15 protein-coding genes are annotated in these 20379 nt (G+C 73.8%); 9 read left to right on the top strand and 6 right to left on the bottom strand.

The genetic code is table 11. The features are described 5' to 3' along the window. Window positions 1–21 precede the first annotated feature (21 nt). The 3 genes from BCL76_RS35750 to BCL76_RS35735 all read left to right on the top strand — a co-directional run bounded on the left by BCL76_RS35750 (window position 22) and on the right by BCL76_RS35735 (window position 5584). A complete protein-coding gene (locus BCL76_RS35750; protein ID WP_258310116.1) occupies window positions 22–1965 on the top strand; it encodes a thiopeptide-type bacteriocin biosynthesis protein in 1944 nt (647 codons plus the stop codon). A 447-nt stretch (window positions 1966–2412) separates the two neighbouring features. Continuing rightward, window positions 2413–2610: a hypothetical protein gene (locus BCL76_RS35745; RefSeq protein ID WP_109783534.1), complete on the top strand. Its 198-nt coding sequence runs from the start codon at window positions 2413–2415 to the stop codon at window positions 2608–2610. Window positions 2611–3343: 733 nt separating this feature from the next. Further along, on the top strand, window positions 3344–5584 hold the full coding sequence (locus BCL76_RS35735; protein WP_146228499.1) for a DUF6777 domain-containing protein: 2241 nt from the start codon (window positions 3344–3346) through the stop codon (window positions 5582–5584). 375 nt (window positions 5585–5959) lie between these two features. On the opposite strand, the gene BCL76_RS35725 is transcribed toward BCL76_RS35735, so the two are convergent. Beyond that, window positions 5960–6895, bottom strand: a complete 936-nt coding sequence (locus tag BCL76_RS35725; protein ID WP_258310117.1) for a LysR family transcriptional regulator — start codon at window positions 6893–6895, stop codon at window positions 5960–5962. Window positions 6896–7002: 107 nt separating this feature from the next. Here BCL76_RS35725 and BCL76_RS35720 point away from each other — a divergent pair, with 107 nt between their 5' ends. The 3 genes from BCL76_RS35720 to BCL76_RS39305 are packed head-to-tail and all read left to right on the top strand — an operon-like array spanning window position 7003 to window position 9711. Beyond that, the gene (locus BCL76_RS35720) at window positions 7003–7980 is read left to right on the top strand and encodes a zinc-binding dehydrogenase (RefSeq protein ID WP_258310115.1); all 978 of its coding nucleotides are present in this window, start codon (window positions 7003–7005) and stop codon (window positions 7978–7980) included. Between the two features lie 4 nt (window positions 7981–7984). Further along, a complete protein-coding gene (locus BCL76_RS35715) occupies window positions 7985–8638 on the top strand; it encodes an NAD(P)-binding oxidoreductase (protein ID WP_109783531.1) in 654 nt (217 codons plus the stop codon). After that, window positions 8638–9711, top strand: a complete 1074-nt coding sequence (locus tag BCL76_RS39305; protein WP_109783530.1) for a DUF7405 family protein — start codon at window positions 8638–8640, stop codon at window positions 9709–9711. Before BCL76_RS35715 ends, BCL76_RS39305 begins: the two co-directional genes overlap by 1 nt. 178 nt (window positions 9712–9889) lie before the next feature. On the opposite strand, the gene BCL76_RS35705 is transcribed toward BCL76_RS39305, so the two are convergent. From BCL76_RS35705 to BCL76_RS35680, 5 genes are all read right to left on the bottom strand, one after another. Further along, on the bottom strand, window positions 9890–10723 hold the full coding sequence (locus tag BCL76_RS35705) for a helix-turn-helix transcriptional regulator (RefSeq protein WP_181382872.1): 834 nt from the start codon (window positions 10721–10723) through the stop codon (window positions 9890–9892). A gap of 119 nt (window positions 10724–10842) precedes the next feature. Further along, window positions 10843–11709 (bottom strand): helix-turn-helix domain-containing protein, encoded by an 867-nt coding sequence (locus tag BCL76_RS35700; RefSeq protein WP_109783528.1) that lies wholly within the window; start codon window positions 11707–11709, stop codon window positions 10843–10845. Window positions 11710–12149: 440 nt separating this feature from the next. Next, a complete protein-coding gene (locus BCL76_RS35695) occupies window positions 12150–12884 on the bottom strand; it encodes an Ldh family oxidoreductase (RefSeq protein WP_109783527.1) in 735 nt (244 codons plus the stop codon). Window positions 12885–13062: 178 nt separating this feature from the next. Continuing rightward, window positions 13063–15555, bottom strand: coding sequence for an alpha/beta fold hydrolase (locus BCL76_RS39445; protein WP_219934014.1), 2493 nt, complete (start codon window positions 15553–15555; stop codon window positions 13063–13065). Window positions 15556–15609: 54 nt separating this feature from the next. Then, the gene (locus BCL76_RS35680) at window positions 15610–16008 is read right to left on the bottom strand and encodes a nuclear transport factor 2 family protein (RefSeq protein ID WP_109783526.1); all 399 of its coding nucleotides are present in this window, start codon (window positions 16006–16008) and stop codon (window positions 15610–15612) included. 225 nt (window positions 16009–16233) lie between these two features. Here BCL76_RS35680 and BCL76_RS35675 point away from each other — a divergent pair, with 225 nt between their 5' ends. The 3 genes from BCL76_RS35675 (at window position 16234) to BCL76_RS35665 (ending at window position 20376) form a co-directional block, all read left to right on the top strand. Continuing rightward, complete coding sequence (locus BCL76_RS35675) at window positions 16234–17631, top strand: MFS transporter (protein ID WP_109783525.1); 1398 nt, start codon at window positions 16234–16236, stop codon at window positions 17629–17631. A 100-nt stretch (window positions 17632–17731) separates the two neighbouring features. Then, a complete protein-coding gene (locus BCL76_RS35670) occupies window positions 17732–19333 on the top strand; it encodes an FAD-dependent oxidoreductase (RefSeq protein WP_109783524.1) in 1602 nt (533 codons plus the stop codon). Next, window positions 19330–20376, top strand: coding sequence for a ketoacyl-ACP synthase III family protein (locus BCL76_RS35665; protein WP_109783523.1), 1047 nt, complete (start codon window positions 19330–19332; stop codon window positions 20374–20376). Before BCL76_RS35670 ends, BCL76_RS35665 begins: the two co-directional genes overlap by 4 nt. Window positions 20377–20379: the final 3 nt, after the last annotated feature.

Here is a 20379-nt window from a genome sequence, read left to right as displayed (position 1 = left end):
GCGAGGCGAGGACCGGACGACGTGACGACGACCGACAACCACACCGCCGCCGGCACGACCGCCGCCGGCATCTGGCAGAGCCACCACCTCTTCCTGCACTCCACCACCGAGGACACCGACCGCTTCCTGACCCGTGACGCGGCCCCCCTCCTCGACCGGCTCGTGACCGCCGGCGAAGCCGCCGACTGGTTCTTCATCCGCTACGGACAGGACGGCCCCCACCTACGCATCCGCGTCCGCACCACCGCGACCGCCGCGGACCTCACCCGGCTCCCGGACCTCCCGGACCTGCTGGCCCGGCGGGCCCGCCAGGTGCCCGCCGTCCCCGGCCCCTGGCCCTCCCGGCACGCCGAGATCCGCGCCGTGCCCTACGTACCCGAGACCCGGCGCTACGGCGGACCGCGAGCCCTGCCCGTCGCCGAGGCGCTCTTCGCCGACTCCACCCGCACCGCCCTCGACGTACTGCGGGCCCTGCCCGCCACGAACACGGCCGCATCCCGCCTCACAGCGGCCGCGGACCTGGCGCACACCACGGCGTACGCGCTCGGCATGGACCCGCTCGCCGCCGCACGCTGGCTCCGCGCACACGCGGCCGGCTGGCGCTGGGTCACCGAGGTGCCGCTGCTGCCCGCCGCCGCCGTCCACACCCGGGTCAACACCGTCCACGCCGCGCAACGCACGACCCTCGCCGGGCGCGCCGCGGACCTGCGCGAGCGCCTGCAGGCCGGCACCGCGGCGCCCTGGCTCGCGTACTGGGCCGAACGGGTCCGCGAGGCCGACGCGGCGCCGGACGGCCCCGGCGAGCGGACCCGGGCCGGGATCTGGGGCTCCCAACTGCACATGCTGTTCAACCGGCTGGGAGTGAGCCCCGACGAGGAACGGGCCGTGTGCCGGCTGGCCGCACGCACCCTGCTGGAGACGGACGGACCGGCGGGCTTCTTCCCGCCCGGCCCCGCCGCCCCCGACCTGCAGTACCTGGAGCGCAGCAAGTTCCAGATCGGCCGCGGCGAGGACTCGGCACCACACCCCCTGCCGAACCCGCACCCGCACCCGGCCCTGGCCCCGGCCCCGGCGTCCGACCCGGCCCTGGCCCCGGCCCCGGCGTCCGACCCGGCCCTGGCCCCGGCCCCGGCGTCCGACCCGGCCCTGGCCCCGGCCCCGGCGTCCGACCCGGCCCTGGCCCCGGCCCCGGCGTCCGACCCGGCCCTGGCCCCGGCCCCGGCGTCCGACCCGGCCCTGGCCCCGGCCCCGGCGTCCGACCCGGACCCGGCGCCCGACCCGGCCGGCCCCGCCGAAATCCCGCTCCCCGCCGACCCGTTGCCCGACGTGCCCCTGGCCGCCGTCCTCGCCGCACGCTCCTCGCTGCGCGGCGCCCTCACCGGCCCCCTCGACACCGGCACGCTCGGCGCCCTGCTGTGGCACTCCCTCGCCGAAAGCGGCCGCAGCGAACAACACCTCGCCGACGGCACGACCCGTACCCTGGCCCACCGCCCCTACCCCAGCGCGGGCGCCCTCCACACGGCACGCGTGCGCCTCCTCGTCCTCGACGTGGCCGGGCTCCCCGCCGGCACCTACGACTGCGTCCCCGAACGCCGCACCCTGCGCCGCATCGGCCCGGTGGCGCCCCCGGCGGACATCACCGCCCTGTCGACCTACCTCTCGCGCCCCTCCACCGACCCCGACTGGATCGGCATCGCACAGGCACCGGTACTCCTGGCCCTCTACGCCGACCTCGGCCTGCTGCGCCGCCGCTACGGACTGCGCGCCCTGCGCCTGGCCCTGCTGGAGACCGGCCACCTGGCCCAGACCCTGCTGCTCACGGCGTCGGCCCTGGGCCTGGGCGGGACCACGCTGGGCGGCTTCCACGACGACCTGGCCCACGAACTGCTCGGACTCCACGACCCGGACCAGTCGCTCCAGTACCTCCTTCCCCTCGGCCGCAGCCCGCACCGCCACGGCAGCTGACCACGGCACGCGACGGGACCGCACCGCGGCCGCACCCGGCGCCAGGGCGGGGGAGGGTACCGTCCGCGGCGCGCTGTCCGCCGTACGGCCATCAGGACCGCCTCGCCGTACGCGGCCGCCTCGGCGAGGGCGGCCCGATGCGCCGGCCGGAGCACAACGACCCGGTGACGCACCGCCGTCACGCCCGGGCGCCACCGGGCGCCACCACGCGACGCCCCCGCCGGGGCCCGTCGGCAGAGCCCGGTGGCCGGTTCGCAGGCGAGCGGCACCGACATCACGGGCATGCCGGCGACGTCGAAGGCGGCGGTGAACGGCGAGCGGTGGGGTGCTCCAGCCGGCCCGGCCCGTCCGCCTGCTCCGCGCCCCGGCCGTAGGTGCCCAGGGACACCGGCAGCTCGGCGACGGTGGGCGTCGGCACCAGCTCCGGGCTGCGCGGGGGAGCGACTCGTGGCCGCGGTCCCGGCCGTCCCGGACGGCACCGTCCTGGCCACCGGCGGCGACGACTTCACGATCCGGCTGCGGGACACCGACCCGCACCGGGTCGCCACCCGCGTCTGCGCCGGCGCGTACCCCCGGATCACCGGAGCCCGGTGGACCCGACACTTCACGGCGGTCGACCTCCACCCACCCTGCCCCGCCGGATGACGGCCGCTCCCGGTCCCCGCCCTCCTGGACGATCCCTCGCCCGGACCGGACGACCCCACCCTTGTGGGCGCGACGCCCGCCCCACCTGCGTGGGTCGGCGTCGCCGCCGACCCCGGACCCCGGACCTCGGCGGACGGTCCGCGCGGAATCCGTACCCGGGTCGAGGGTCGAGGGTCGAGGGCCGGGCGCCGGGGCCGAGGGCCTGCGCCGGACCGCTCGCGGCGTCGAGGAACCCGGGCCGACGACGACCGGCAGACGGACACCCCCGGTCCGAGCAGGGGGTTTGTCAAGTCCCGAAAGGTCGCGGCATGACGTGGGGCGGGGGAGCGGGGCCTACTCGGGAGACGGACGCACGCGTCGTGGACGCATCCCGCCGGGTGTTCCCCGGACGTCCGGGTCCCACCCGCGGGACGCGAAGGCGTCGACGGTTCGGAAGGAGTGAGCGCATGCGAGTCACCACGGTCCACACACCGCCCCGCGCCGGGGGGCGAGCGTCGTGAATTCCCTGCCTCCCTCCTCCGAGCATCCCAGCGGCCCCCCGCCCGGCCCCCTGTCCGGGCGGGGCGCCCATCCGGAGCCACCGCCCCCACCCCCGCCGCCCCCACCAGGCCCCCCGCCCCCCTCAGGACCCCCCTCGGGGCCCCTTCCGGCCTCTTCCGGCGGGTCCCCGACGCCCCCGGAAGGCGGCTCCGGCCGGCCCCGCGGACGGCGCTCGCGCAAGGTCCTGCTGAGCGTGAGCACGGCGGTGGCCGTGGTCTCGGCGGTGGTACTCAGCTTCACCGCGCTGGGCGGGAACACCGCGGCGGGCGGCGAGGTCTTCCTCCAGTCCGCCCCGGAGGCCGGACCCGACCCGTTCACCCCCTCGACGGCCACCCAGGCCGCGAGCGTCGCCAACGCCATGCCCATGGACGCGGACGGGAACACGAAGGACGGAACACGCACACTCGAGGTCGACGGCGGCTATCCGGGGCTGTACGGCGGAACACGGAACGTCGCGAGCTGTGACGTCGAGAAGCAGATCCGGTTCCTCACGCAGCACCCGGACAAGGGCAGCGCGTTCGCCGCCTCGCTGGATGTCCGGCAGTCCGAGATCGCCTCGTACCTGCGGTCGCTGACACCCGTCCGGCTGGGTTGGGACACCAGGGTCACCAACCACGGATACCGCGACGGCGCACCCACCAGCTATCAGGCGGTCCTGCAGGCCGGCACCTCCGTGCTGGTCGACGCCCAGGGCGTGCCCCGGGTCCGCTGCGCCTGCGGCAACCCGTTGGACCCGCCCGTCGCGGTGCGGGGCAGGCAGGCGTACAGCGGCGCGAAGTGGTCCTCGTTCCGGTCCTCCGGCCTCGTCGCGGTCAAGCCCGCCATGAAGCCGGTGAAGACCGTCACGGTCTTCGACCAGGACGGCAAGGGCTGGTACGAGCGGCCCGGCGGAGCGGCGCAGGGCAGGCCCGACCGTGCGGTCCCGGCCCCGAAGGGCCAGACCCCCGGCTCCGCCTACCCGGTCCTGCCGGCGGCCCACCAGGGCTCGGTCCGGCCCCCGGACGACGCCCCGGAACCGGCCCCGCCCTCGGGCCGGAAGCCGGGCCAGGACCCGGACGAGGGCTCGAAGCGGACACCGGGCCGGGACGCCGACACGGACCCGGGCCGGAAGCCCGACAAGCAGCACGCCCAGGACCCGGACAAGCCCCCCGAGGAAACCCCGGCCAAGGACCCGGCCAAGGACCCGGCCAAGGACCCGGGGAAGGACCCGGGGAAGGACCCGGGGAAGGAGCCCGGTAAGCAGCCGGGCAAGGACCCGGAGAAGGAGTCCGGCAAGGAGCCCGGTAAGCAGCCGGAGAAGGAGCCCGGCCAAGACGCGGGCAAGGAACCGGGCCAGGAGCCCGGCAAGGACCCGGGCAAGGAACCGGGCCAGGACCCCGGCCAGGAGCCCGGCAAGGACCCGGGGAAGGACCCCGGCAAGGACCCGGGGAAGGACCCCGGCAAGGAGCCGGGTAAGCAGCCGGAGAAGGAGCCCGGCCAAGACGCGGGCCAGGACCCCGGCAAGGAGCCGGGCAAGGACCCGGCCAAGGAGCCCGGTAAGCAGCCGGAGAAGGAGCCCGGCCAAGACGCGGGCAAGGAACCGGGCCAGGACCCAGGCAAGGAGCCGGGCCAGGAGCCGGGCCAGGACCCAGGCAAGGAGCCCGGCAAGGACTCGGGGAAGGAGTCCGGCAAGGACTCGGGGAAGGAGTCCGGCAAGGACCCGGGGAAGGAGCCGGGTAAGCAGCCGGAGAAGGAGCCCGGCCAAGACCCGGCCAAGGACCCGGGTAAGGAGTCCGGCAAGGACCCCGGCAAGGACCCGGGGAAGGAGTCCGGGAAGGAGCCGGGCCAGGACACCGGCCAGGAGCCGGGCCAGGACCCCGGCAAGGAGCCGGGGAAGGAGTCGGGTGAGAAGTCAGGGCATGTTCCCGGCAAGGAGCCCGGCAAGGAGCCCGGCAAGGAGTCGGGTCAGGAGTCGGGTCAGGAGCCCGGTCAGGAGTCGGGCAAGGCGCCCGGGACGGGTACGGGCAAGGAGCGTGGCCAGGCCCCGGACACGGCTCCCGGGAGGGTGCCGGAGTCCGGCCAGGACCCCGGGAAGGCTCCCGGTCACGACACGGGCAAGGACACCGGCCGGGCTCCGGACACGGCTCCCGGGAGGGTGCCGGAGTCCGGCCAGGAGTCGGGCAAGGCCCCGGACAAGGGCGCCGGCAACATCCCCGGAACGACATCCGGGAACGGGTCGGACACGGGCCGGGGCCAGGGTCAGGGTCAGGGGCAAGGCCAGGGCCAGGGTCCCGGGAAGGCGCCGGATCAGGACTCGGGATCCGGCCCCGGCGACCGCCCTGGGAAGGCGCCGGGCCAGGAGCAGGGCGGGGGCACGGGACCGAACCCCGGTGACGGTTCGGGAGGCCGGCAGGGTGGGGATTCCGGCGGCGAGCCGGGGGAGCAGTCCCGATGATCCGGGGTCCGGGGCCGTGTGCCCGGGCGACGGCGCTCCGACCGAGACGGCCACCGCCGGCCGATGCCCGCGGTGGCCGCGGCGTGCACGGCGTGCGCGGCGTGCGCGGGCGACGACAGCCGTACCGTCCTCGACGGCCTGATCCCGTGCGGGGACCGGCACACCGCGCACCGCGCACCGGAGCACCGCGAGGGCACCCTCCGTCGGCGCGGCCGCCCGGCCGTCCTCACCCGCCGGCTACGGCCCCGGCCACGCTCACCCGCAGGCCCCCGGCCCTAGCCCCAGCCCCAGCCCCGGCCGCAGCCACGGCCCCCGGCCCTAGCCCCGACCCGGCTACGGCCCCAGCCACGGCCCCGCCCCCAGCCCCGGCCCCGCTCACCCGCCCGGACGCCCCGCCGTCGCGGACCCGGCGTCCAGCCATCCCGCCTCCCGGGCCGCGTCCAGCGCGGCGTTCGTGAAGTGCGTGACGATCGGCGACGGCGAGGTCCGCGGGAGCACCAGGTGGGTGGTGAGCGGCCGGGTCCCGGGAGCGAGCGGGACCCAACGCAGCCACCCCGGCAGCTGGTCGCCGGACGAGGCGGCGACCAGACCCACCGTGCGGGCGTCCCGCAACACGCTCTGCGTGGGATCGAAGGCCATCGGACGCTCCGTCAGCCGCGGTACCAGACCCGCCCCCCGGAAGACCGCCAGCACCTCGTCGTAGTGGCCGGGGTTGGCCTGCCGCTCGTGCAGCACCAGCGGGAACGCCGCGACCTCCGCCAGGGCGAGCTCGCGCCGCCCGGCCAGCGGATGGGCGGCCGCCAACAGCACCCCGCGCGGTTCGGTCCGCACCAGCAGCAGCCGGACCCCCGCCACCACCTCCGGCGAACGCGCGATCCCGGCGTCCGCCCGCCCGTCGAGCACCGCGTGCGCGATGTCGGGGGTCCGCAGCACCTCGGCGGCGACCTGGACGTCCGGCAGCCGCACCCGCAACGCCTCCACCAGGCTCGGGACGGTCCCGTACCCCGTACTGGTGCTGTACACCAGGCGCAGTCGGCCCAGTTCGCCCCGCCCCGCCCGACGGGCCGCCTCCCACACGTCCTCCAGCGCGGCGAGCGCACCCGCCCCGCGCTGGTACACCGCCTGCCCGGCCTCGGTGAGGCGCACGACACGCGTGGTGCGGTGCAGCAGCAGCACGCCCAGCCGGCTCTCCAGCCGGCGGATCTGTGTGCTCAACGCCGGTTGCGCGATGTGCAGTCGGGCCGCCGCCCGGGTGAAGCTGCCCTCCTCGGCCACGGCCAGGAAGTAGCGCAGCAGTCTCGCCTCGGGCATCGTCACCCCGTCATCGTAGGGGCGCCACCCCATTCATACCCGGGAGTTATGAACCGAGACAGAGCTGGTCTTTCCCTCCCGACCGACGCCCTGCCTACGGTCGACGCATGACCTCTTCCCGTACCTCTCCCGCCTCCGCGCACCCCGGCGCGCCGATCCTCCCGCAGCGGATGCGCGCCTGGATCGGCACCCCCGACGGACCCGACCTGCGCAGCGTCGCCCTGCCCGAACCGGCCCCGCACGAGGCGCTGGTGAGCGTCGCGGCGTTCTCCGTCAACCGCGGCGAACTGAACCTGTTCCGGCGCCGCGCCGAGGGCTGGCGGCCCGGGCAGGACCTGGCCGGGACCGTCGTACGGGCCGCGGCCGACGGCAGCGGACCCGCCGCCGGTACCCGGATCGCGGCGATGAACGACTTCGGCGGCTGGGCCCGGTACGCGGCCGTCCCCGTCGACCGGCTCGCCGTCCTCCCCGACGCGGTGGCCTTCACCGAGGCGGCCACCCTCGGCGTCGCCGGACTGACCGCCCTGCGCGCCCTGCGCCGCGGCGGCCCGCTGCTGGGCCGCCGCGTCCTGATCACCGGCGCGAGCGGCGGCGTCGGCTCCTTCGCCGTGCAACTGGCCGCCATCGAGGGCGCCGAGGTGACCGCGTTGACCGGCACCCACCGCGACCTCGACCTGAAGGCACTGGGCGCGCACCACGTCGTCACCTCCCTCGCCGATGCCGAGGGCGATTTCGACGTGATCCTGGAATCCGTGGGCGGGGAGGTACTGGTCTCGGCCCTCGGGCGGCTGTCGACCTTCGGTCACATCGTGGTGCTCGGTACCTCCTCGGGCCGCACCGCCAGCCTCAGCATCTCCTCCTTCGTCCCCCACGCACGCCAGACCCTGCACCCCTTCTGGGTGTTCGGGTCCGGCGAGCCCGTCGGCGAGGACCTGGAACTGCTCGTCCGCCTGATCGACCTCGGCCGGCTGCGACCGGTCCTGGGCCACCAGGACGCCTGGGAGCGGCTCCCCGAGGTGATGACGGCGCTGCGCGAACGCCGGATCGCCGGCAAGGCCACCCTCCTCGTCCACGACGGGGCGTGAGGGCATGGCACAAATCGTCGTCGTCGGCTCCCCCTACCGGGCCGGCAGCGGAAGGATCATCGCCCGGACGGCCACCGACCGCGGCCACACGGTCCGCTACGTCGGCGACCTCGGCGACCCGACCCGACCCGGCGACCTCGGCGAACTGACCGACGCCGCAACCGTGTTGCAGGGCGCCGACGCCGTCGTCCTCGTGCCCCGGCGGGGCGAGCCCCGGGTCCACACCGAACGGGCCACCCGGGTGGTGCTGGAACAGGTCCGACGCCACCGACCCGGCGCGCACTTCGTCCTGTTCAGCTCCTTCGCCGTGGGCCACGGACCGGCCCACCCCCTCAACCGGATCGACGACACGCTGCTGCCCGCACGGGTCGCCGCCGAACGGATGGTGCGCACCAGCGGCCTGCCGTACACCGTCGTGCGCCCCACCTGGATGACCGACGACCCGCCCGGCAGCCACGCCCTGACTCTCAGTCAACACCCGTACGGCGACGGCATGGTGGCACGTTCCGACATGGCCACCGCGATCGTCGCGGCCATCGAGGAACCCGCCGGCCGGTGCACGACCTTCAGCCTGTTCAACGAACCCGGCGCACCCGTGGCCGACTGGGCCGCGGCGTTCGCGGCCCTGCGCCGCGACGACCCGCAGGAGGAGCTGTGATGCCCTTACGCCCCGCCGCCCAGCACGCCTGGGAGGACACCTTCCGGTCCGACGAGGCCGGCCGTGCCCTGCCGCCCCGCCACCACCGGCTGCTGATGCTCGACGTGGTGGGCTCCCCGGTACGGGAGGACGCCGAACACCTGGAGGCCGCGCTCGCCGCCCTGGAGGCACGGTACGGGCACGGGCCCGACGGCATCCTGATGTGCGTGGGCTGGGGCCCGGGCTGGTTCGAGCGGCACACGCCGCTGCGTTCCCCGGTGGGGCGGCCCGTCCCGATGGCCCGCTGGGAGAACCCGGTGCTGGAGGAGTACGACGCCTGCCTGCACCTGGCCTCCGACCGGCAGGAGACGGTGACGGGCGCGGCCGCCTCGCTCTTCGGGCCCGGACCGCTGGACCAGCGTCGGCGCCTGGCGCTGCGCGAGACGCGCAGCGGCTTCGTGGGGGAGGGCCTGCCGGCCGAGCGGCGGCCGCAGGCCGGCGTCCCCGCGGACGCCCCGCTGCTGCTGGGCTTCCACTCGGGACTGCGCCGCAACCAGGCCACCGAGGAGGAGGTGTCGATCACCGAGGGGCCGCTGGCCGGCGGCACGACCATGCACGTCAGCTACATCGTCCTGGACACCGACAGCTGGTACGAGCAGCACGAGGACGAGCGGGCCGCCCTGATGTACTCGCCCCGCACGACCGCGAAGGAGGCGCACGCGCTGGTCGAGGACGCGGAGAGCGACCGTACGGAGCTGGCGGCGGTGGCCGCCGCCCACGGGCGGGTCGGCCACGCCCAGGCGACCGGGCGGGCCCGCCTCGCCGGCCGGCCGCGGATCAACCGCCGGGACTTCGCGACGATGGACCACGGGGTGCCAGGGACCCACTTCGTGTCCCTGCAGCGCACCATGGAGGACTTCCACGCCACCCGGGCCATGATGAACGCGGCCGACGCCTCCACCCACCACGGTGGGATCGGTGTGCGACGCAACAACGGCATCAACGCGTTCATGGACGTCCGCAGCCGGGCCACCTTCGCCGTGCCCCCGCGCGCGGACCGCGCCTACCCGGGACTGCCGGGGCCGCCCACCTGAGCGGGCCGGACCCCCGCGCCCGCCCGCCCGCGCCCGCCCGCGCCCGCCCGCGCGCGTGCGCGACGAGGGCCGCCGAGCGACAACCCCCGGCGGCAGTCCCGAGCGACGGCCGTCGGGTACCGGTGGCGGCGCGGCGCAGGCCCTTCCGCCACCGCTACCCGGCGGTCGTCGCGGCGGGTCAGCCGGACCTGCCGGAGACACGGGCCAGGAGGCCGTCCAGCGCGGCGGCGGACGCGGAACCGGGTTCCGGGCTGAACACCACGGCCCACTCCCCGTTCTGCGCCCCCTCCTCCAGCACCACCCGGGACAGCTCCATGGGGCCCACCGCGGGATGCTCGAAGCGGACCAGGACGCCGCAGTCCTCCTCGTCCCTGCGCTCCTCGGCCGGCCGGAACCAGAGCTGCGCGAACTCCCGGCTGGTTGCGGCCAGTTCGACCACCATGGCGGTCAGCTCCTCGTCCGGATGCTGCTCGGTGGCCCGCCGCAGCGCCCCCACGAGCCCGGCGACCTGGCGCTGCCCGTGCCCGTACAGGGCCCGTGTCGCCCGGTCGAGGAAGAGCATCCGGGCGAGGTTGGGCCGTACGTGGTCCACGGGCCAGTCCAGCTCCCAGGCGAGCAGTGCCTGCCCCGGCAGGTTCCATCCGGTGATGTCGTAGCGGTGGTTGAAGGCGATGACCGGCAGCATGGGGACCGCGCGGGTGAGGTGGCCGAGCCCCCGCAGCCGGGAGGTTCCGGGGGAGGCCCCGAGCCGGAACAGTTCGGCCCGGTCGTCGGTGTCCAATCGCAGCGCCGATGCCAGCGCGTCGAGGACGGACAGGGGCACACGGCCGGACCGGCCGTCCTCGATGTCGGTGTAACGGTCGGCGTCGAGCCCCGCCGCCCGGGCCAGTTCGGCGGGCAGCAGGCAGGGCGCGGTCCGCGCCCCCGCGCCCGTGGAGACCCCCCTCTGCTCAGGGGTCGTGCGGAGGCGGTGGGAGCGCAGGAACTGGCTGAGGTCGGCGAAGGAGTCCATGGGTCCAGTCTCGGCGAGGCGTTGATCCCCTCGCCTGCCCCTGCTGGTCATCCTCAGCGGGTATTGACGGATTCTCGACTGTCTCCGCACCGGCGCCGGCGCCTGCGCGGCGCGGACGGTCAGCCGCCGCCGCGGCCTTCCAACAGGACGCGCAGCGCCTCTTCCTCAAGGGAGGCGGGCTCCGCGTGGTACAGCACGATGCACTGGTCGGGGGAATCGGGCAGGCGCAGACTCTCGAAGGAGAGGGTCAGCTCCCCGACGGCCGGATGGTGGAGATGGCGCGTACCGAACGTCTTGTCCCACACCACGTGCCCCGACCAGATCTCGGTGAACTCCGGGCTCGCCAGCAGGAGACGCTCGATCAGCTCGACCAGTTCCGGGTCGCCCGGGAATCGGCCGGCCATCATCCTCAGGTAGCCCGCCATCTCGACCGCCTCGTCGTTCCAGCGCGGGTAGAGGGCGCGGGCGCCGGGGTGGAGGAAGACCAACTCGGCCAGGTTCGGCGGCGCGTCCCGGGCCAGGAGCTCCTCGATGTCGATGTGACCGGAGAACATGGTCCGGGCGAGGGCGTTCCAGGCGAGGATGTCCATCTGCCGGCCCAGCACGACCGCCGGCCCCTGCAGGTAGGCGGAGATCATCCGGGCCACCGCGGGCCGTACCTCCTCGGCGGCCTTGGCCGGGCGCGCGAGCTCGGCGGCGCGGGACAGGTTGTGCAGGTGCGCCCGCTCGCCCGCGTTCAGGCGTAACGCGTTGGCGATGGCGTCCAGGACCTCGGGAGAGGCGCTGCGGTTCTGCCCCTGCTCCAGGCGCGTGTAGTAGTTGACGCTGACCTGGGCGATATGGGCGACCTCCTCCCTGCGCAGCCCCCGCACCCGGCGTCTCTTGCCGTCGCCGGACAGGCCGATGTCGTCCGGCGTCAGCAGGCTGCGCCGTACCTGAAGGAACTTTCCAAGATCAGAATCTCGAACTCCCGCCGCCCGCTGCATTCTCTTTTCGCCTTTCGCTGCCCGCGCACTGCGCTGAAACATCCGCCGAATACTAGCCGATGGGAACGTGGGGAAGTGCCCGTCCGCGGCCGGTCGGATTCACGCCACGGGCCTCCTTACAAAGGAAACCCGGAACAGCGAATTCCGGACCGTGACATCCGTCACTCCGCGAGACCGGGGGCCAAGATCCCATGCCACAAGGCGATTTGGCGAGCAGGGCAGGACCGGCGAGTCCCCCTGGGGGAGAACACCGACGACAATTCAGCCAAGTGCCGCCGTATTCCCCGACGGGCCGCCGACGTCGTCGTTACTGGTCGCTTACCGTGTAAATCCACCTCGATTGTTGAGGTGTGTACGATTTTTGGTTCGGGTGTGTACCACCTGCCTTCCGTCGTGTTCTCCGGCGGGATCGGTAAATAAAATAAGTCCTGAGTGTTTACTCAAGGGTCTTCGGAACGGGTCGGCCGACGCCGGTCCAGCGCCCGTACCGGCGTCACCTTGACCAGAGCCGCGATCCGACCGAGCTCCTCCAGAACCGGAACCGGCAGCGTCAACCGCGGCCGCACCGCCCCCTCACCGACCCGCGCAACCGATGGCGCACGCCGTGCGGCGTTCACGCCGGTCCGGTCCACACACATCAAGAACTGGCTTGTTACCGCCCCCTCCCACCACGCCCCCGCACCCCCCGCGGACCCCGCCGCACGCGTGGTGATGACACCGAAGGCACCCCCGCGCGCCGCCCGACCCGCGTACCAGGCCGTGATGCCGACATGGCGTGAATGCTGCACCGACACCGCGCACGCACCCCGTACCCGAGCCTGCTCCACCGCCCGGTCCACGGCGAACGCCAACGCGGGCTGCCCCAACCCGTGATGCGCGTCGATCACCGTCACGTCCCCGTACCGGCGCACGATCTCGGGCCGGGCGGCGCCGTTGATCGTCCCGCCCAACAGCCCCTGCACGTAAGGGAGCAGCCGCACCACACCGTGCCGGGCCACCCCCGCCAGATCGGCGGCCACCAACACCTCGGCCGTCAGGTCCGCGTCGACCGGGCGGGCACCCGCCGACTCCAGGGCCGCACCGACGAACGCGGTCAGCTCGTGCCCCGCCACCACCGCCACCAGCCCCGACCCGGACCCGCGCACGGGCACCGGCGCCGCCGTCACCTTCGGCATCCGTCCTCCCACCTCCAGCCACCTCCGGCCGGTCACCGGCCGGCACGCGCCGGCCGGCGACCGGCCCCGGACAAAGACGGAAGGCGGACGCCCGGGCAACCGACAGGAGAGTCACCGGACATCCGCCTTCGCCTCCTCGGCGCCCCACCCGCGGGGGACGGGGCCGGGGCAGCCAGGACTATTGGGAGAGGAACTCCTCCAGCAGGGTGGCCAGCGCCACCGGCGTCTCCACCATCGGGTAGTGACCGGCGTTGCCCACCACCGCCAACCGCCCGTTCGGGTAGTGCTTCATCCACGTCTCCTGCATCGACTCCGCCGTCACCGCCGGGTCGTTCTCACCGACCACCACCAACGCCGGCACCTGCGCACCGCTGATCCGGTCGGCGAAGTCGGTGGTACGGAAGGAATCCAGGTAGCTGCGGAAGGCGACCGGCCCGACCTCCTTCATCGAGGACTCCGCGAACGAGGTCACCCAGTGCGGGGACAACCGGTTCCCGGTCGTCATGTCGATGACGATGCGACGGTTCTCCACCTTGTGCGCGGCCTCCGCGAACAACGGGAAGTCGGAGTCCGGAATCGGCATGCCGCCCGCCGGCACCGGGCTCAGCCCCACGATCCGCCTCACCCGCTGCGGGGCCTTGAGCAACACCTGCTGGATCGGCTGCCCACCGAGCGAATGCCCGATCAGCGAGAACTCCTGCCACCCCATGCTGTCGGCCAACGTCAGCACGTCCGAGGCGATCTCGTCGGTCGTGTACGTACCGGCCACGTCCAGGCTGCGCCCGAACCCCCGGGCGTCCATGAACGCGTAAGTGAAGCGCGACCCGTCCAGGTACGGCCACAACGGCGAGAACGACTGGTGCCCGCCGAACAGGGAGTGCAGCACGATCACCTTGTGCGGGCCGGAGCCGACGGTGTGGGCGAAGGGAACGGAACCGGAGCTCTGGTACATGTCTTCTTCCTCCAGCGGGAGTTCGTCGATCGGTGAAAGGACGGCCCCGGGAGCGGTGCCCGCCCCGGGGACCAGAAGGCGGTCGAGGGTGTCGTACAGCTCGCGCAACTCCTCGCGGTGCCCGTGCAGGACGATGTGTCCGTCCGGCCGCACCAGATGGAAACCGGCGTGCCGGCAGTGCAGCGCGCGGGCGGCCGACACCGCCGGCCCACGCCCGGGCAGAGCGGCGGTGTCCACCACCCGCACCTGCCCGGCCCACGGCCCGGCCAGCCGGCGGACCGCGTCCGCCAGACCACGGTCCGGGTCCTTCTCGCCCGGCAGCACCACCAGGTGCAGCCGGACCGGATCGGCGGCCGGCCCGGCCACCCCCAGCGCCACCGCCAACTGCCGCGGCAGCGCCGCACCCTCCCGGGCATGCCGGCGCAGACCCGCCCGCGCCGAGCACCAGTGCACCGGCCTGGAACGCCTCGACCCGTCCGCCACCGGGCCGTAGACCCAGCGCCGGCCCGCGGCCACCGGAACGTAGAAACGGTCCAGGACCCCCGTACGGTCCAGGGCCCGCATCGCCGTGTCCCGCAGGGTGACCTGACTGCCCCGGGTCCACATCGCGGCCCGGGTCTGCAGATCGGTGTCCCGCACGACGGCGTCCGCCACCGCCGCCCGCTCGGGCGTGTAACTCTCCAACAACGCGGTCCGCGCCTCGCCGCGCACCACCGACGCCAGCTTCCACGCGATGTTCTGCGCGTCCTGGATCCCGGTGTTCAGACCCTGCCCACCCATCGGACTGTGCGCGTGGGCGGCGTCACCGGCCAGGAAGACCCGGCCCAGCTGGAAGGAGGCGGCCCGACGCCGATGCACCCGGAAGGTGGTCACCCAGTCCGGGTCGGTCAACCGCAACCCGCCCGGCCCGCGCAGGTCGACCAGCCGCTGCATGTCCGCCAGCGTCCCGTCCGCCATGTCCGCGGGAGCGTTGGTGAAGAACCGGAACAGCCCGAACGGCTGCGGCACGATGGCCAGGACACCCATCCGCGACTGGTAGTAGTGGATCTCGTCGCTCTCCAGCGGATCGCCGGCCACCTTCGCGTCCGTGATCAGGAAGCGGTTCTCGTACGTGGCGCCCTCGTAGGCGATACCGAGCTGGCGGCGCACCGCGCTCGTCGCACCGTCCGCGCCGATCACCCACGGCACGGTGAACCGCTCGACGCTCCCACCGGCGTGCTCCAACACCGCGGTGACCGGCCGGCCCTCACGTATCGCCCCGCCGAAGTCCACGTCCTGCAACGACATCAGCCGCACACCGCGCTCGACACCGCCGCCGAGCCGGCGCAGACCCTCGGTCAACACCTCCTCGGTCAGCCGCTGCGGCAGACAGTAGGGAGCCATGTCGTCGGCCATCCGCATCCGGGTGACCGGCTTCTTCTCCGAGTAGTAGGTCATCTGCCGCAACTTGACCGCGACCTGGTCCACACCCCCGGAGAGCCCGAGGTCCTCCAGGACGTCCAGGGTGCGCGGCCACACCAACATCGCCTTGGAGTGGACACTGGGGCCGGGGGCCGCGTCCACGATTCTGACGCGGACCCCCCGACGCAGCAGCTCACAGGCCGCGGTCAGGCCGGTCGGGCCGGCACCTACGACGAGGACGTCGTAGGCGTCCCGACGCGCGGCATCCGCGCCGGCATCCGCGCCGGCGTCTTCTTCAGTGGGGTACCGGATGGTCATCGAAGCCTCTTTCGCGCTCGCCGTCCGAAGCCGGATCGAAGTGGGCCGGACGGCTCAGAGGAAGGCCAAGGAGATGGCGTAGCTGTCCTCGTGCATGTGGTAGCGGGTGATCAACCCGTCGCTGACGTGCAGTTCGACCGCGAACCGCGAGGCGAACGACCGACCGGTGGCGTTCACCCGGTAACGGAAGCGCCCCAGCGCCACCGCGGTCCCGTCCTCCGCCAGGATCCGCTCGATCGCGAACTCCTCCGGCGTGAGGTTCGCACCCGCCTGCTCGAAGAAGTCTGCGACCTCGCCGCGGGTGGTACGCCGCCCCATCCACGGGATCAGCGCGGTGTCACCGGGAGTGAACCAGTCGAGGGGCTCCGCGAGCAGTTCGAGCGCCCGGTCGGCCTCGCCTGCACCGAGCCGACCGAAGAAGTCTTCGACTACGGAGAGTGTGGATTTCGTCATGCCCCGAAACGTATTCACGGCCGGGCCACATGAGACAGACCCAGCCAGTGGTACCCACCGCAGCCCTATGAAACAGCGGGTACTGGCTAGCCCCCCACACCGCGCGGATGCTCGAAGCACCCCAACCGGCAGGAAGTTGAAAGGTCTCTCATGTCAACGGTCAACAGCCCCGAGGAGACTCGGGCAGATCAGTCGCCCGGCCCGGCGGCCCCCGCGTCGGAGAAGATGACGAAGCGCCAGACGCTCATCCTGCTCCTGCTCCTCGGCGCGCAGTTCACCCTGGCGGTGGACTTCTCCATCATGAACGTGGCGGTCCCGGTCATCGGCCGCGAGCTCGACTTCGCCACCGAGAACCTGCAGTGGATCGCCACCGCCTTCGCGCTCAGCGCCGCCGGGTTCAGCCTGCTCTTCGGCCGGATCGCCGACCTGATCGGAGCCCGCAAGGTCTTCCTCGCCGGCCTCGTCCTGCTCACCCTCTCCTCCCTGGCCGGCGGCCTCGTCGACGACGCCGGCCCCCTGCTCGCCGCCCGAGTGGCACAAGGCCTCGCGACCGCCATGGTCACCCCCGCCGGCCTCGCCCTGCTCATCACCTCCTTCCCCGAAGGACCCCTGCGCGACCGCGCACTGGGCCTCAACGGCGCCATGCTCTCCGCCGGCTTCACCTGCGGCGCCATCCTGGGCGGCCTGCTCACCGACACCCTGAGCTGGCGCTGGGGCTTCTTCATCAACATCCCCATCGGCATCCTGCTGATCGTCGTCACCCCCATGCTGATCAAGGCCGGCTCCCGCTCCTCGGGCGGCAAGCTCGACATCCCCGGCGCCGTGTCCGTCAGCGCCGGCCTCATCGCCCTGGTGTACGGCATCTCCGCCGCGGGCCAGTACGGCTGGGGCGACCCCACCACCTTGATCTCCCTCGCCGTCGGCGTCGCCCTCCTGGTCGTCTTCGGCTTCGTGGAGCTCAACGCGAGCGAGCCGCTGGCACCCCTGCGCATCCTCGGCCGCCGCAGCGTCACCTGGGGCAACATCGGCGGCGCCGCCACCTTCGTCGGCTTCACCGCCATGATCTTCCTGCTCACCCTCTACCTGCAGGAAGTCCTCGGCTACTCCGCCATCGCGACCGGCCTGACCTTCGGCGTCCTCGGCGTCGGCGCCTTCCTCGGCGGCGTCACCGCCCCCCGCTGGATCGGCGCCCTCGGCAGCAGCCGGGCCGTCCTCGTCGCCGGCCTCCTCGTCCAGGGCATCACCGTCGGCACCCTGTTCTTCGCCGGTGACGCCCGCGGCTGGCTCTACGGAGTCCTGGGCCTGGCCTTCCTCAGCAGCTACGCCCACGTCGCCGCCATCGTCGGCTTCATGGTCACCGCCACCTCGGGCCTGCCCAACGAACAGCAGGGCCTGGCCACCGGCATCACCACCCTCACCCAGCAGGTCAGCATCACCATCGGCATCCCGATCATGAGCGCCATCGCCACCGCCCAGATCCGCAGCCTCTCGAGCGAACCCGTCAAGGCCGCCACCCTGTCCGGCATCAACCTCGCCATCCTCGTCAACGGCCTGATCCTCATCGGCGTCGCCCTGCTGGTCGCCGTCTTCCTCCGCAACCGCCGCACCGCCGCCCGGCACTGACCCACCCCGGCCGGCACCGAACGACCGTCGCCGGGGGCCACACCACCCCCGGGGCCCCCGGCGACGGCCACGCCCGAACGCACAGAAAGGCGACGCACCGATGAACCGGAACACCCCGAGCGCCCGGGCGAACGACCGGCCCACCACCGACGTCCTGGTCGTCGGCGCCGGCCCGACCGGACTGATGCTGGGCTGCCTCCTGCGCCACCACGGCGTCGACTGCACCGTCATCGACCGACGCGACGACATCGACCCCCGCACCCGCGCGGTCATGGTGCACGCCGCCGCACTGGAGATCCTCGACACCCTGGGCCTGCGCACCGCCGTCGAGGACAGAGGCGTACGCCGGACCCGCATCGACTTCCACACCCACCACGAAGCCCTGTTCACCGTGGACTTCACCGGACTCGACACCGCCTTCCCCTACTACGTCAACGTCCCGCAGCCCGAGGTCGAAGCGGTCCTCGCCGACCACTTCACCGCCACCGGCGGCCGGCTCCTGCGCGGCCTGCGCTACACCGGCCACCAGGAGGACGAACACGGCGTCACCGCCCGGACCGTCACCGACACCGACACCGACACCGGCACCGGCACCCCGCACACCATCACCGCCCACCACCTCGTGGGAGCCGACGGCGCGAGCAGCGCGGTCCGCACCGCCCTGGGCATCGACTTCCCCGGCATCACCTACCCCATGGCCTACCTCCTCGCCGAAGGCGCCCCGCTCCTGCCCACCGACCCGGACGCCTCCGCCATGTACATCGGCCCCGCGGGCGCCGTCTCCCTGCTGCCGCTGCCGCACGGCACCGTACGCATCGCCGGACCCGTCTCGCCCGAATCGCTCGACCGGGACAGCGAACTGAGCGCCCGGCACTTCCAGGAGAGCGTCGACACCCTGGGCCACGGACCCACCCTGCGCTTCGAACGCGTCGACCGCATCGCCCACTACCAGGTCCACGAACGCCTCGCCGAGCGCTTCACCTACGGCCGGACCGTCCTGGCCGGAGACGCCGCCCACCTCAACTCACCCGCCGGCGGCCAGGCCATGAACACCGGCTTCGGCGACGCCTGGGCCCTGGCCTGGCGCCTCGCCACCCCCTGCGGCGACGCCCGGACCGCCCTCCTCGCCGACTACGACCGCGAACGCCGCGCCGCCGCCGCCGAGGTCGCCCGCACCACCGGCGTCCTCCCACTCCTCGACGCGATGCGCCACGCCACCACCGCGCCGGCGCGAAGCTCCGTACAGGAGGCACTGACCGGATACGCGGAAGCCTGGAGCCAGCTCTACCTCCGCTACACCACACCCACCGCCGCCGCCGTCGAGGGCGCCGCGCCCGCCGCCGTCCCGGTCGAGGACGCCGCCGAGGGCATCGTGCCCGGGGACGCCACCACCGGGCAGCCCGCGCTGCCGCCCCGCACCCGCCACCGACTGCACCCCGGCGCCCGCGTCCCCGGCCACCGCCCCGAACCCGGCCACCACACCTGGCTGCACCTGCCCGGAGCCGAGCCCGACCGCACCCACCTGCCCCCGCTCACCCGCACCGCCGAACTCACCCCGACCCAGCGCGCCTGGCTCCCCACCGGCACCACCGCCGTCCTCGTACGCCCAGACGGCCACGTCGCCCGCACCGCCGGCGCCCACCCGGACACCACCACCGGCGCCACCGGCGCCACCGCCGAAACCGAGAAGGAGGCGGCATGACCACGGCCCCACCCCGCCCCCCGGCCGGCATCAGCATCACCGGCACCGGCAGCTACCTCCCCGAGCGGCGCCTCGACCTGACCGCCGAAGCCGCCCGCCACCCCGACGCCGACGCCGAACGCATCCGCGCCACCGGCTACCGCACCATCGCCGCCGAGGAGAGCCTCTACCCCGGCGACATGGCCCTGGTCGCCGCCGAACGGGCCCTGGCCGCCGCCGGAACCGAACCGAAGGACATCGACCTCATCGCGGTCACCGCCATCCACCGGCACGGCCACCAACGCCTGTGGTCCCCGGCCTCCTGGCTCCAGTCCCGACTCGGCGCCACCCGCGCCCTGCCCTTCACCGTCGCCCAGGGCTGCAACGCCCAACTCCTCGTCCTGGACCTCGCCGCCGACCTCCTGTCCGCCGAAGGCCGACGCACCGCCCTCATCGTGGCCACCGACCGCTTCGCCGCCTCCGGCTTCGACCGGTTCACCGCCGACTACGGCATCGTCTACGGCGACGGAGCGGCCGCCGCCGTCCTGACCGCCGACACCCCCACCACCGGGCAGGCCCCCGGCTGGCGCGTCCTGACCACCCACAGCGTCAGCGACCCGGAACTCGAAGGACTGCACCGCCTCGACGAACCGGCCCCCGAGACCCGCGCCCTGTTCGGCGCCGAACACGACGTGCGCGCCGCCAAGAAGCGCTACCTCGCCGCCCACGGCACCGACAGCCTGCGCGAAGCCACCCGCCGAGCGGTCCGCGAGATCCGCGAGGTCCTCCTGCCCCACGGCACCGACCCCGCACCACGCCACGTCGTCTACCCCAACCTGGGCCTGCCCCTGCTCCAGGAGAACTACTTCCCCGAATTCCCCGGCGGCGCCGACAGGTCCCTGTGGGACTTCGGCGCCACCGTCGGCCACCTCGGCAGCGGCGACCAGATCGCCGGCCTCGACCACCTCGAACACCACCACACCTTCGACACCGGCGACCGGGTCCTCCTGCTGGGCGCGGGAGCCGGATTCACCTGGACAGGAGTGCTCCTGGAACGCCGCTGACCA

Source organism: Streptomyces sp. CG 926 (assembly GCF_003148825.1).
In the GTDB taxonomy this organism is placed as follows: Bacteria; Actinomycetota; Actinomycetes; order Streptomycetales; family Streptomycetaceae; genus Streptomyces.
The sequence above is the reverse complement of the archived record's forward strand: the minus strand, read 5'-3'. Positions and strand labels throughout refer to the sequence as shown.

Coding starts and splice junctions, on each gene's coding strand:
- BCL76_RS35725 (WP_258310117.1), bottom strand. CDS start 6,895: ATGCCCGAGGCGAGACTGCTGCGCTACTTCCTGGCCGTGGCCGAGGAG.
- BCL76_RS35665 (WP_109783523.1), top strand. CDS start 19,330: ATGACCACGGCCCCACCCCGCCCCCCGGCCGGCATCAGCATCACCGGC.
- BCL76_RS35680 (WP_109783526.1), bottom strand. CDS start 16,008: ATGACGAAATCCACACTCTCCGTAGTCGAAGACTTCTTCGGTCGGCTC.
- BCL76_RS35675 (WP_109783525.1), top strand. CDS start 16,234: ATGACGAAGCGCCAGACGCTCATCCTGCTCCTGCTCCTCGGCGCGCAG.
- BCL76_RS35720 (WP_258310115.1), top strand. CDS start 7,003: ATGACCTCTTCCCGTACCTCTCCCGCCTCCGCGCACCCCGGCGCGCCG.
- BCL76_RS35715 (WP_109783531.1), top strand. CDS start 7,985: ATGGCACAAATCGTCGTCGTCGGCTCCCCCTACCGGGCCGGCAGCGGA.
- BCL76_RS35670 (WP_109783524.1), top strand. CDS start 17,732: ATGAACCGGAACACCCCGAGCGCCCGGGCGAACGACCGGCCCACCACC.
- BCL76_RS39305 (WP_109783530.1), top strand. CDS start 8,638: ATGCCCTTACGCCCCGCCGCCCAGCACGCCTGGGAGGACACCTTCCGG.
- BCL76_RS35700 (WP_109783528.1), bottom strand. CDS start 11,709: ATGCAGCGGGCGGCGGGAGTTCGAGATTCTGATCTTGGAAAGTTCCTT.
- BCL76_RS39445 (WP_219934014.1), bottom strand. CDS start 15,555: ATGACCATCCGGTACCCCACTGAAGAAGACGCCGGCGCGGATGCCGGC.
- BCL76_RS35695 (WP_109783527.1), bottom strand. CDS start 12,884: ATGCCGAAGGTGACGGCGGCGCCGGTGCCCGTGCGCGGGTCCGGGTCG.
- BCL76_RS35705 (WP_181382872.1), bottom strand. CDS start 10,723: ATGGACTCCTTCGCCGACCTCAGCCAGTTCCTGCGCTCCCACCGCCTC.